Source organism: Exiguobacterium sp. SH0S2 (assembly GCF_004337185.1).
Lineage (GTDB): Bacteria > Bacillota > Bacilli > Exiguobacteriales > Exiguobacteriaceae > Exiguobacterium > Exiguobacterium aurantiacum_A.
Genome location: NZ_SJVB01000002.1, coordinates 560,079 through 572,501, shown reverse-complemented (window position 1 = coordinate 572,501; position 12,423 = coordinate 560,079). Strand labels below are relative to the sequence as shown.

General features: G+C 55.1%; 13 protein-coding genes. 9 read left to right on the top strand and 4 right to left on the bottom strand.

Annotated elements, in window-relative coordinates; all coding sequences use genetic code 11:
• Positions 1–9 precede the first annotated feature (9 nt).
• Both EVJ21_RS07590 and EVJ21_RS07585 read right to left on the bottom strand, forming a co-directional pair.
• Positions 10–855 (bottom strand): DegV family protein, encoded by an 846-nt coding sequence (locus EVJ21_RS07590; RefSeq protein ID WP_070328258.1) that lies wholly within the window; start codon positions 853–855, stop codon positions 10–12.
• A 7-nt stretch (positions 856–862) separates the two neighbouring features.
• Positions 863–1,705, bottom strand: coding sequence for a lipoate--protein ligase family protein (locus tag EVJ21_RS07585; RefSeq protein ID WP_131490259.1), 843 nt, complete (start codon positions 1,703–1,705; stop codon positions 863–865).
• Positions 1,706–1,812: 107 nt separating this feature from the next.
• Here EVJ21_RS07585 and EVJ21_RS07580 point away from each other — a divergent pair, with 107 nt between their 5' ends.
• Together EVJ21_RS07580 and EVJ21_RS07575 are read left to right on the top strand one after the other, a co-directional pair.
• Positions 1,813–3,108, top strand: a complete 1,296-nt coding sequence (locus EVJ21_RS07580; protein ID WP_070328256.1) for an HD domain-containing protein — start codon at positions 1,813–1,815, stop codon at positions 3,106–3,108.
• A 24-nt stretch (positions 3,109–3,132) separates the two neighbouring features.
• A complete protein-coding gene (locus tag EVJ21_RS07575) occupies positions 3,133–4,719 on the top strand; it encodes a Na/Pi cotransporter family protein (RefSeq protein WP_131490258.1) in 1,587 nt (528 codons plus the stop codon).
• A gap of 42 nt (positions 4,720–4,761) precedes the next feature.
• Here EVJ21_RS07575 and EVJ21_RS07570 read toward each other — a convergent pair whose 3' ends face one another.
• Positions 4,762–4,950 carry a 2-hydroxymuconate tautomerase gene (locus EVJ21_RS07570; RefSeq protein ID WP_070328254.1) on the bottom strand — a complete coding sequence of 63 codons (189 nt, stop codon included), beginning with the start codon at positions 4,948–4,950 and terminating at the stop codon, positions 4,762–4,764.
• A gap of 66 nt (positions 4,951–5,016) precedes the next feature.
• A complete protein-coding gene (locus EVJ21_RS07565; protein WP_131490257.1) occupies positions 5,017–5,796 on the bottom strand; it encodes a VLRF1 family aeRF1-type release factor in 780 nt (259 codons plus the stop codon).
• A 156-nt stretch (positions 5,797–5,952) separates the two neighbouring features.
• Here EVJ21_RS07565 and ypfJ point away from each other — a divergent pair, with 156 nt between their 5' ends.
• From ypfJ to EVJ21_RS07530, 7 genes are all read left to right on the top strand, one after another.
• A complete protein-coding gene (ypfJ, locus tag EVJ21_RS07560; RefSeq protein WP_131468481.1) occupies positions 5,953–6,807 on the top strand; it encodes a KPN_02809 family neutral zinc metallopeptidase in 855 nt (284 codons plus the stop codon).
• A 114-nt stretch (positions 6,808–6,921) separates the two neighbouring features.
• Entirely contained in the window at positions 6,922–7,770 is an 849-nt protein-coding gene (locus EVJ21_RS07555; RefSeq protein WP_070328251.1) for a MurR/RpiR family transcriptional regulator, read from the top strand.
• Entirely contained in the window at positions 7,767–8,225 is a 459-nt protein-coding gene (locus tag EVJ21_RS07550) for a GNAT family N-acetyltransferase (protein ID WP_131490256.1), read from the top strand. The genes EVJ21_RS07555 and EVJ21_RS07550 overlap by 4 nt, the downstream gene beginning before the upstream one ends.
• A 139-nt stretch (positions 8,226–8,364) precedes the next feature.
• Positions 8,365–9,258 (top strand): N-acetylmuramic acid 6-phosphate etherase, encoded by an 894-nt coding sequence (gene murQ, locus EVJ21_RS07545; RefSeq protein ID WP_131464658.1) that lies wholly within the window; start codon positions 8,365–8,367, stop codon positions 9,256–9,258.
• Positions 9,259–9,271: 13 nt separating this feature from the next.
• Positions 9,272–10,645 (top strand): PTS transporter subunit EIIC, encoded by a 1,374-nt coding sequence (locus EVJ21_RS07540; RefSeq protein ID WP_131490255.1) that lies wholly within the window; start codon positions 9,272–9,274, stop codon positions 10,643–10,645.
• Positions 10,646–10,698: 53 nt separating this feature from the next.
• Entirely contained in the window at positions 10,699–11,751 is a 1,053-nt protein-coding gene (locus EVJ21_RS07535; protein WP_131490254.1) for a DUF871 domain-containing protein, read from the top strand.
• Between the two features lie 57 nt (positions 11,752–11,808).
• Positions 11,809–12,312 carry a YwhD family protein gene (locus EVJ21_RS07530; protein WP_070328246.1) on the top strand — a complete coding sequence of 168 codons (504 nt, stop codon included), beginning with the start codon at positions 11,809–11,811 and terminating at the stop codon, positions 12,310–12,312.
• Positions 12,313–12,423 lie beyond the last annotated feature (111 nt).

Here is a 12,423-nt window from a genome sequence, read left to right as displayed (position 1 = left end):
AGTTTTAGTTTACGCCTCGAAGTAACTGACGACAAGGAGTCCAGGACCTGTGTGCGCGCCAATTGCCGAACCGACGATCGTCTTCGTCACGCTGGCCGGATTCATCTGTTCAAGTAGCAATGCTTCCAACTGATCAGCTTTGGCCGGGTCATCCCCGTGGCCGATAAAGATATGATGTCCTTCGATGAGCGGTTTTGACTCGGTCATCCACTCGACGATGCGCCGCATCATTTTTTTATGACCGCGAATCTTTTCGATCGGGACGAGCTTACCATCTCGGACAGTGAGCAGCGGTAAAATCGTCAACAAGTCCCCGATGAACGCGCTCGCTCTCGAAACGCGGCCACCGCGCATCAAGTACTCGAGCGATTCGACGGTGAACAAGTGGCGGATCTTCCCGACGAGCGACTCGGCGTAGGCGATCGTCTCCTCGTACGAGTGGTCTTGGCCGTATTCGGCGACCGTTCGGACGAACAATCCTTGTCCGACCGACGCGGTCCGCGTGTCGAGAATATGGAACGTGCTGTTCGGGTATTCTTCTTTAAGCAAGTTCCCGACCATGACGGCCGTCTGATATGTACCGGACAGTTCGCCCGAGAAGGCGAGGTAAAGGAACGGGATCTCAGACTCGAGATGTTGACGGAAACAGCGCTCAATCCGGGCCGCCTCGATTTGGAACGTCTTCGGCGTCTTGCCGACACGCATCGCGTCATATACTTCTTTCGGCTGAATCGTCTCTCCGTCTAAAAACTCTTCGTTGTCGATGATGACCCCGAGCGGTAACATCTCGAGGCCGTATTCGACGATCTGGTCTTGCGTCAAATCAGCACCGGTATCGGTTATGATTTTGAACATGGTTGGATCACTCCTCTAGTAGTTGGTGTTCAATGTCGCGGATCGGTTCGTTTCGCTGCCACATGCGATCGAGCTGAACGACGAGCGTCGCTTGTTCGTCTGTGTCGAGCGTTGCCGGGACGAGTCGGCTCGTCTCCCCGAGCACGTCATAGGCGCGGCGGAGCACATCGTTGACGGTGAGCGGGATGTGAAGCAAGTCTTCGAGCGACGCCATCGTCTCCGGGACGATGGCCGGGTACGTGAATCGTGTCGCTTCGCCTTGGATGGCACGGTCGTAAAAGTCACGGATGAGGGCGGCACGAGCGCTTCCGCTCTTGCGGACGCTCAAATAAATTTGGACGGCGACACCGCCACGGACACGTCGCTGCGAGATGCCGGCGAACTTTTTACCGTCAATCGATAGATCGAAGCTACCCGGGCAGTACGAACCGACGATTTCTCCAGGCACGATTTTGTCCGTCACGTCTTTGAACATATGTTGAATGAGCGACGTCATCGCCTCATAGCCGCTATCGATTTGAATGCCGTCATTCTCGGGTAGAATAAGAGATAAGTTCAATACATCTTCGTCGAGGACGACCGCAAGTCCTCCCGAGTTACGGATGACGGGACGATAGCCATGTTCATGCAGCAGTCGAATCCCGTCGCGCAGATGAGGCAGCCGCGCGTCTTGAATCCCGAGCACGACTGTGTTCAGATGGACCCAGGCCCGAAAGACGGCGCCTTGGTGTTTTGTCGACGCGCACAGCGTATCGTCCGTCGCGAATGATTGCTCGGCTTGAAACGCCGCACCGAGCGATGATTGGTCGATCAGGCGGTAGGTCGGTTGCCGTAAAAGTGGATGGATCATATGCATAATTCCTTTTCAAAAAATAATGTCTTCCTCATTATAGCATGGAGGGAACGACTCGGAAGAAGTCGAATCAGTACAATACATAAAACGCAGGGGGCACCAACATGTACACATCACGAGGTCAGCTATCTGGGTCAAAAGTGTTTAAAGACCCGGTCCATCGCTATATATACGTCTACGATCATCTCATTTGGGAGTTGATCAACACGAAAGAGTTTCAACGGTTACGTCGGATCAAGCAGCTCGGGACGTCGTTTTTGACGTTCCACGGGGCTGAACACACCCGATTCCACCATTCGCTCGGCGTCTATGAGATTGCCCGGCAGTTGATCGACCAGTTCCGCGACTATCCGGAATGGGACGACCGCGACCGGGAGCTGTTGCTCGCGGCGGCACTGTTGCACGACGTCGGGCACGGCCCGTTCTCGCACGCGTTCGAGCACGTCTTCTCGGTCCGCCATGAAATCTGGACGGAACGGATCATCTTAGGGAACACGGAAGTGAATAAAGTCCTCTCCGAGATGGGCGTCGGGTTCCCGGAAGAAGTCGCGGCCATCATCAACAAGACGCACCCGAACCGGCTGATCGTCAACATGCTCAGCTCACAGCTCGACGTCGACCGGATGGACTATTTACTTCGCGACGCCCATTTCGCCGGCGTCAGTTACGGGAAGTTCGACCTCGAGCGGATGCTGCGCGTGTTGCGGCCGGACGAAGATCAAATCGTCGTCAAACAGTCGGGGATGCATACGATCGAAGACTATATCATGCGGCGCTATCAAATGTATTGGCAAGTCTATCTGCATCCGGCGACGCGTTCGAGTGACTTGTTATTAAAAGCCGTGCTCGAGCGGGCCCAAGAACTGCATGAATCGGGTTATGTGTTTGAGATGACACCGAAGCATTTCTTGCCGATCTTCAACCATGACGAGATGACGCTCGAACACTATTTGAAGCTCGACGAGACGATCGTCTACTTCTATTTCCAAGAATGGATGGACGAGGCAGACCCGATTTTGGCCGATCTGGCGAGCCGTTTCGTCAATCGTCGCCTGTTAAAGTACAAAAATTTCCCGGAAGCGAACCGCGTCCGCTATATGGATCGGTTACGGTCGACGATGGAAGCGATCGGGTTGCCGACGCGCTATTATTTGCTCGAGGACCAGCTCAGCCAGCTGCCATATGATCTATATAAAGGACACGGCACGTACGAAGGGATTTACCTGCAGATGAACGACGGCGACCGTCGCGAGATTTCAGAGGTGTCGATGCTCGTCCAATCGATTTTGAATTCGCGACAGTCGGACGAGAAAATCTATTACCCTGAGGACGTGCTGTTGAACTTGAAAGACCACGCCTCAGAAAAATCATGGATGTTGTCAACGTTACGCGGCGATTGAATCGCTTGAAAAGGATGTGACACCATGGGGATTGGGACGCTCATCGGCGGAATCGGCATCTTTTTGTTAGGGATGATGCTGTTGACCGATACGTTGAAAAGCTTGGCCGGGGAAAGACTGCGAGAGCGGTTGAACCGCATGGCGGAAGGACCGGTGGCAGGGGCGTTTCTCGGTGCGACGATGACGGCGTTGTTCCAGTCTTCGACTGTGACGACGCTCATGACGATCAGTTTCGTCAGCGCAGGGCTGTTGACGTTCACGCAGGCGCTCACGCTCGTCATCGGGGCGAACGCCGGTAGTGCGACGACGGGATGGATCGTAGCGCTCCTCGGCTACAACGTCGACATTCGGGAGCTCTTACTGCCGCTCATCGGCGTCGGGATGGCGCTCCGCTTGATCGGACGACGGGTCAAGCGGATTGGGATGTTGCTCGTCGGTCTCGGACTTGTTTTTGTCGGCATCGGAACACTTCAAGAAGCGATGCGGGAAGTCGTCACGTTCTCGTTTTCGGGCTGGGACACCGACACACCGCTTCATCAATTAGCCTTGCTCGGCACGGGCCTGTTCATGACCGTCGTCTTGCAATCGTCGAGCATCGGTCTCGTCTTGACGATGACGGCGCTCGCGACCGACACGGTGACGCTCGCGCAGGCTGCATTCCTCGTACTCGGGCAGAGTGCCGGGACGAGTCTTGTCGTCGCCCTCGGCTCGCTCGGAGGATGGAAATCAGCGCGGCGCATTGTGCTCGGACACGTACTCGTTCATAGTTCGATTTTGTTGATTGGCTGGCTGACGTTCCCGCTCTTGTTTGGTGTCGTCAATCGCGTGGCCGACTGGTTGAATTGGAATGAGCTATTGCGGCTCGCATTGTTCCATACGTCGTTTCACTTGCTTGGCGTGTTGACGTTTCTGCCGTTTTACGAAGCGTTCAGCCGGCGGTTGCTCAAATGGGTGCCGAGTCGGTCTGAAAAGCTGATCCGTTTCCTCGACCCGAACATGTCGCGGATTCCGACGGTCGCACTCGAGGCGGCAAGACGTTCGTTGATTGAAATCGAGCGCTATCTCGGAAACGAGACGAAACTGTTATTGACGGAAGCGCGCAAGCGGGAGGACGAGTTGCAGCTCGTCGAGAAGACGCTCGGTGACGTCCGGGTGTTTTTGAGCACGATTCAATTGGAAGAAGGACAGGGCCGCAACGACTACGGACAACACTTGTCACTGCTCCATACGATCGACCATTTGGAGCGCTGGCTGTTCGTCCTGCGCGAAGTCGATCCCGTCGACGCCCTCCGCGACACTGACTTTTTAGTCGCACGTCAGCTCGTCTTGCACGAGCTCGAGCTTGTCGATGCCCTCAACCATCACACGCCGCCGGAGGATTCGAAACAATGGAAGACGGCGTCGAAGCAGCTCGCCGAGTACCGGAAAGCGCATCGGGCCGAGATGTTAGAGGAGACGGCGGCGAACCAGCTTGAAATGGAGCAGACGATTCGCAAAGTTCAAGCGCTCCTTTGGCTCGACCGACTTGGTTATCACGTCTGGCGGGCGACGCGGCACTTGATCAAGCCGACCGTCCCGAGCGAGCGGTTCGAAGTGAACTTAGAAGACTGAAAAAACACCCGCGCGTCCAACTGGATGCGCGGGTGTCTGGCGTTATTTTTTGTCGGCGTGCATGACACCGGCTTGACCGTAGTTCGTCGCGTCCATCTCTTCGATGAAGACGGTGATGTTTTCTTTCGGTGCGTTCGTCGTCTCTGAGACGGCGTCCGTCACTTTCTCAATCAAGGCACGTTTCTGTTCAACAGTACGGCCCGGGAGCATTTTTACGGTAACGTATGGCATATCATTTCCTCCTTTTCTAGTTCTCTTCTATTTTAGAGAATCACTAGTCGAGAGGAAAGCGGAAAATCAATGGAATGCAGCTTCGATGATGTGAGGCGCACTCGATTTCGACAAGTTTTTGTGCACGACGCGCTCTGGTTTCGTCCGCAACTCGTCACGGAACGAGTTGGAAAGCTCGGCTTCTCCGATGACGACAAGCGATTCCCAGTCGTGTGCACCTTTCATCTGTTCGACAGTTTGGGCGAGGTCACGGTAGAACCGACCGAGGTTTTCGGCAAGTCGACGATCGAATTTATCGACTTGCGAGCTGCTCGACGCCATACGGTCACCCGAAGCCGTCCCTTCAAACCGAACCCACTCCTCGGTCTCAGGGTCGAACGCGAATTCGAACGTCGCATCGATGTGCCCGAGTGAGGTATCGAGTACCGTCACGTGGTCGAGGTTCGTCAAAATAATACCGGTGGACGGGAATTTTTGTTGTAACGCCTCGAGTGGTTCAAGTACTGGCTTCGTTTCCCAGTGGAACGACGTCTCGACATCGTGTTGAAGGTAGTATGTTTCAAATAAATCGTTTTCTTCCGAAGCAAAAATGATTAGGCTTCGCGCCAAGTCGTTCCGGTGTTTGCCGAGTTCCTGATCGACTTGCTTACGTACTTTTTTGAAGTTCTTCAGTTGCGTCTCGTTACCGGACGCCTCTAAATATTCACCGATTCGCTTCAAACCGTTCTTCAAGTGGATTGACCAGTCGCCTTGTTGGTTAGGTCCTGTATTAAGGTAGACCGATAGCACACACTTGTCCTTGCATTCAATCTGACGCAATTGTTTCAAGTCGCTTGCTAATCCCATCTTAATTCCTCCCTAAAGTAAACGTTCTCTTAACCTGTTTCCTACTTGGTTAGGACTCAAACACCGAACACGATGGGAAAATGTGAAAAAGCAGGTGCGAAACGAGATGAATCCGGGTAAGTAACAAGACAGACTAGCAGTAGGAGGAACAATCGTATGAAATGGAAAGGCAGACAGGCGAGTCGGAATGTCGAAGACCGACGGGGGCGAAGTGTTGGGGGGAAAGGGATTGCAGGAATCGGAGGCGGTCTTGGCCTGATTTTAGTCATCGTCTTCACGCTTTTGAACGGGGGTAACCCGGGAGACATCGTCAACAATATTGGAATCGGTGAGCCGCAGTCTTCTGAGACGTATCAAGGCTCGGCGCGGGAAGAAGAGATGGCGGACTTTGTCTCAGTCGTCTTGCGTGACACCGAAGAAGTGTGGACCGACATCTTTGCCGAGAACGGCTTGACGTATCGGGAACCGACGCTCGTCCTCTACTCAGGACAAGTCGAGTCGGCGTGTGGGATCGCTGGCTCTGCGGTCGGACCGTTTTATTGCCCGGGCGATCAGAAACTGTATATCGATTTGAGTTTCTATGACGAACTCAGTCAGCGCTTCAACGCGCCGGGCGACTTCGCGATGGCGTACGTCGTCGCCCATGAGGTCGGACACCACGTGCAGACGTTGCTCGGCACGACAGACGAGATCATGCCGCTGCGAAACGAGATGAGCGAGACCGAGTTCAACACGTACTTGGTACGGTTCGAACTTCAAGCCGACTACTATGCCGGTGTTTGGGCGCATCACGCCCAAGGCATGGGCTATTTAGAGGCGGGTGATGTCGAAGAGGCGATGAACGCGGCGCATCAAATCGGTGACGATACGCTACAAAAACAAGCACGCGGCTACGTCACGCCGGACTCGTTCACGCACGGGACGTCGGAACAGCGGAAACGGTGGTTTGATAAAGGTTTTCAAAATGGAACGATCCAAGGCGGCGACACGTTCAATACAAAAAACTTGTAAGTCTCACCTACAGGTTGAGCGCGAGCTCGGCCTTTTTCGTGTCCAAGTTGGAATGTAGGGAAAGAATCCGCTATCATTAAATACAGCAACTAGTAGCAGGAAGGGGATGACCTGATGGAATCCTTACTGAAAAAAATCGAGCTCGCCCAAGGCGAGATGACGTCCGTCGAAAAGAAGATCGCGGACTACATCTTGACCCATTCGACGCTCGTCCCGAATATGACGACGAAAGAACTCGCCCAAAAGACCGACGTGTCAGAAGCGAGCATCGTCCGCTTCGCGCGTGTCGTCGGGATCGACAGCTTCAAATCGTTCAAGCTCGCCCTCGTCAAAGACTTGGCGATCACAGAGACGATGCTGACCGACTTTAATGTCCTTCAACAAAAGGACACGCCGTACGACTCGTTCCAAAAAGTCATCCACGTGAACAAAATGGCCATCGAGGCATGTGCCGAGGCGATGGACAAACGCGAACTCGAACACGCGATCGATACGTTCGCTCGCGCGAACCGGGTCATCTTCTATGGAGTCGGCGGCTCATCGACGGCCGCCTATGACGCGCAGTACAAGTTCACGAAACTCGGCTACGCCGCTCTGACGTCGCAAGACTTTCACTACATGCTGTCGCTCATCCCGCATCTTGGGCCGACCGACGTCTTCGTCGCGATCAGCACGTCGGGCCGGACGAAAGACGTGCTCGAGCTCGTCCGGTTCGCCAAGAAAAAAGGCGTCACCGTCGTCGCCATCACCGATCTCGACAAGTCGCCGCTTTACCGCGAGGCGGACGTCCGTCTGTGCACACCGACTGTCGAACGAGATTACCGGATCGCGAGCATCGCTTCACGGATGACACAATTGACGATTATCGACACGCTCTACATGGGTCTGTTGCACCGAAAAGGCGAAGGGCTGATCGATCGTTACGCTGAGGCGCGCGACGAGATGGTGAAGCTGCGCCGGTGATTCGCCGATATGAAGCGTCAGACCGCGAACGAGTGGCAGCTTTCCTCATGAGACAACAAGCGTTCGCCGGATTGAACGCTCAGACGCTCGAATTGTTCCGCGATGAGAATTTGGCTGACTTCGAGGCGACAGGTACGGTCAGCCTCGTCGTGGAGGACGACGGGGCGATCGTGGCGATGGCGGATTTGTTGAGGCGTCACCCGATTGATGGCTCACTCTGGCTCGGCCTGCTCCTCGTCGATGAACAACTTCACGGCACCGGTCTCGCCCAGACGGTATACGATCAACTCGAGCGGGACCACATGCGTCCGTTCCAGACGACGTTCCGGCTCGGTGTGCTCCCGAAGAACGTGCGGGCCCGTCGTTTTTGGGAGCGGCAAGGCTACGTGTATGAGCAAGACTCGGTCACGGGGGATGGTGTCCACGTCCACGTGTTGAAAAAAGACATCGAATGAAGCGAACTCGGCCTCAAACGGCCGAGTTTTTTTTGTTGGCACTCGAGTCGAGCGTTTATGAAATTATAATTCTTTATTTTTTTAAATAAGTTTGACTTTTAATTTCAAATTAGTACAATAAAACTAGAGAGAAGAAAGGATGGTGGCGATGTTAGACAAATTGGCTACGGAACGACGGAACGAACGGACGATGCGCCTAGATGACATGACGGTTGAGGAACTGCTCGGCGTGATGAATGAAGAGGACCAGTCGGTGCCTCACGTGATCAAGCAACAGCTGCCGGTCATCGCACAAGTCGTAGAACGAGCGATCACATCGTTTAAACGAGGCGGACGCTTGATCTATATCGGTGCGGGGACGAGTGGACGACTCGGTATTTTAGATGCGGCAGAATGTGTCCCGACGTTCGGCGTGTCAGCGGACATGGTCGTCGGCCTGATTGCCGGGGGTGAACGCGCGCTCGTCAAAGCGGTCGAGGGAGCAGAAGATAGTATAGATTTGGCAATCAACGATTTGAAAGCGCTTCACTTGAGTCCGGACGATACGGTCGTCGGCATCGCCGCGAGCGGCCGGACCCCGTACGTCATCGGCGGACTCGATTACGCACGTGAAGTCGGTGCGACGACGGCGGCGCTATCTTGCAACAAAGGCTCGAAAATCAGCGACCACGCCGAGTTCAAAATCGAGGTCGAGACGGGACCGGAAGTATTGACCGGATCGACGCGTTTGAAAGCGGGGACGGCCCAAAAACTTGTCCTCAACATGATCTCGACGGCGTCGATGATTGGAGTGGGCAAAGTGTATCAAAACTTGATGGTCGACGTGCAACCGACGAACGAGAAATTGGAAGTTCGGGCCAAACGGATGATTGCGGAAGCGACAGGGGTCGACGAACAGACGGCCGCGCGTTATTTCGCTTCATCGAACGGCCACGTCAAGACGGCGATCGTCATGATTTTAGCCGACGTCTCCTATGCAGAGGCAGTCGAGCGATTACAGCGCGCGAACGGATTCGTCCGCGACGCGATTTAAGGGGGATTACGAGATGAAGAAAGAAGAGGTGTTGGCGCAAGCCATACTCGAGCACGTCGGGGGAAAAGATAATATCCGCCAACTCGCGCACTGTATGACACGCGTCCGGTTGGCGTTGAAAGACCCAACGAAAGTGAACATCGATGCGTTGAAAAAAATCGACGGTGTCATGGGCGTCATCGATGACGAGACGCTGCAAATCGTCGTCGGACCTGGAACGGTCAACCGTGTCGCGGATCACTTGAGCCGTGAGACGGGGCTCGCCATCGGGGAAGAGGCAGTCGATGCGAACTTGACGCCTGACGAGCGGGCGGCCATCGAGCGTCAAAAAGTGAAAGATAAACAGAAGTCACCGTTCAAACGTTTCTTGCGTCGCTTAGGGAATATCTTCATCCCGCTCATCCCGGGACTTGTCGCTTCAGGGATCATCAACGGGGCAGCGAACTTTGCCGTCAACGCTGGTGTCGACCGGACCGAGACGTGGATGCAAATTCTGCTTGTGCTCGGGAGCACGGTCTTCGCCTATCTCGCCATCCTCGTCGGGTGGAATACGGCGAAAGAGTTCGGCGGGACGCCGGTGCTCGGAGCGATTGCCGGGGGGGTTTTGTTCAACCCGTTACTCGCCGACATCGTCATCTATGGGGAAGCACTCGTCGTCGGAAGGGGTGGACTGTTCGGTGTCATCTTTGCCGCTTGGCTCATGACGTATATCGAAAAACACGTCCGCCGCTTCATGCCGGTCTCGATTGATATTATCTTTACGCCGCTACTTACGGTGCTCGTCGTCGGCTTCACGGCGCTCTATGCGATCATGCCGGTCGCGGGCGTGTTGTCAGACGGCATCATGCAAGGACTGAACGCCGTGCTTGAAATCGGCGGACCGGTAGCAGGGGCCGTCCTCGCTGGCTTCTTCTTGCCGCTCGTCATGGTCGGCTTGCATCATGGTTTGACGCCGATTCACCTTGAGTTACTGAACACCGTTGGCAACACGGCGCTCTTGCCGATCCTTGCGATGGCAGGAGCGGGACAAGTCGGGGCCGCGCTTGCGATTTTCGTGAAGACGCGCAACCAACGTCTCCGCAACATCATCAAAGGGGCGATCCCCGTCGGATTCCTCGGCATCGGCGAACCGCTTCTTTATGGGGTCACGCTTCCGCTCGGTCGTCCGTTCTTGACGGCTTGTATGGGAGCCGCGGTCGGCGGTGCGTTCCAAGCGTCGATGCAGACGGCAGCGCTCGGGATCGGGGTCTCGGGTCTCTCGCTCACACCGCTCATCGACAATGGGATGTACTTGACGTATATTGGGGGTCTCGTCATCTCGTATACGGCTGGCTTCATCTTCACGTATTTCTTCGGTTTCAAAGAAGAGATGGCGGATGGGATTTAACAACCAAGGTGGCTCTTTCGAGTCACCTTTTTGAATAGGGAGGGCTGTTTTATATGAGAGGATTATCTGTTTACTTGAGCGAACCGCTGACAGAAGCGTTCACGGTGTGGATGAAACGCATGCGTGAGATCGGTTTCACGTCACTGTTCACATCGCTACATATCCCGGAAGACGATCCATCGGTCTACACGGAGCGGTTGCGTCGACTCGGCACGCTCGCTCGACAGCATGACATGGAACTGTTCGCCGATATCGCCCCGACTTCGCTCGCCGCGCTCGGGAAGACGTGGGACGACGCCCATACGCTCATCGACTGGGGCGTGACCGGCCTCCGCGTCGATTACGGGGTGACCCCGAAACAAGTCGCCGATCTGTCGAAACGGATGACCGTCGCCTTGAACGCGAGCACGTTGACTGCTGAAGAGCTCGATGAGATGAAACAGGAAGGGCTCATGACGGACAATGTCGAAGCATGGCACAACTTCTACCCGCGCCCAGAGACCGGGCTCGACCGGCAATGGTTTGACGAAAAAAATGACTGGTTGAAACGACAAGGGTTGAGCGTGCAGGCGTTCATCCCGGGAGATGGGACGCTCCGCGGACCGCTATACGAACGACTGCCGACGCTTGAAGACCACCGGCAGCTGTCGACGTTCGCTGCTTATTTAGAGTTGACGGGGAGTGTCGACCGCATTTTGATCGGTGACCCGGGACTAGCGGATGCGACGGTTGAACAGTTCGCGTCATACGGGGACGGGATGCTCGTCCTCCGGGCCGAGGCGTATACGACAATCGAGGCGGCGCTCTACCGCGTCCAGACGAACCGGATGGACCCGGCGCGCGACGTCATCCGTTCCGTCGAATCACGGGCGTATGGTCGCCCTGGGGACCGCTTGCTCGAACCGGTTGCGGCGAAACAGCGACCGCTCGGCACGATCACGATTGACAACAGGGATTACGGGCGCTATGCTGGCGAAATGCAAGTGACGAAGACAGACCTTCAAGCCGACAAGCGGGTCAACGTGCTCGGACGTGTCATCGAAGCGGATCGTCCGCTCCTTCGTTCGGTTGGACCAGGCACGAAGTTTCGAATCGAGTGGGGCTGACGTTCGCGATTGCCACGTTCCCTCGTCTTTGTGTACAGTAGAGGGGGAGGGAATGCCATGAAAGATATCAACTTTAATATTATCGCTGACGATGCGACGGACGGCCACGGCGGTTTCGGGGTCGGATCGCTCAGTTTGAACAATATGTCGCCCGTCATCATCGACGTCGAGGCAGGTACGGCAGTGATCGACATGGGTGCGATGCACGCCAAGTCGGCAATCGAGAAACGGATCAAGTTTTTGACCGACCCGGAAGCTGTGCCGAACGGTAAACCGTATTGGATCGTCTGGGTGACGGTCGGACGCAAGCCGGAAGGGTTCTACTACGGCGGCATTGCGGCTTGTGACATGTCGATTGACTTGGAGGCGCGTCGCGGGTACAAATTGCTCCCGTATCACGTCAACCAAATGGACAAGTCGCTCAAAGGACGGATCCTCATCGATATGATGGATGCGCCGTCACGGAGCGTGCTCGCGGAGTTTCTGCAACAGCATCGTCCGGAGATTTGGGACCAGTCGACCGAACTTCATACTGAACTCGCGCGTCTCGCTGCCGAGTAAAAAGATTGGACCGTCACGGTCTCCAATCTTTTTTGTTTTCTTTTGAAGCAACTTGGGAAAATGACCGTGTTAAGGCCCGCAAATCAACCGGAATTGTAAGAAAATTTAGCA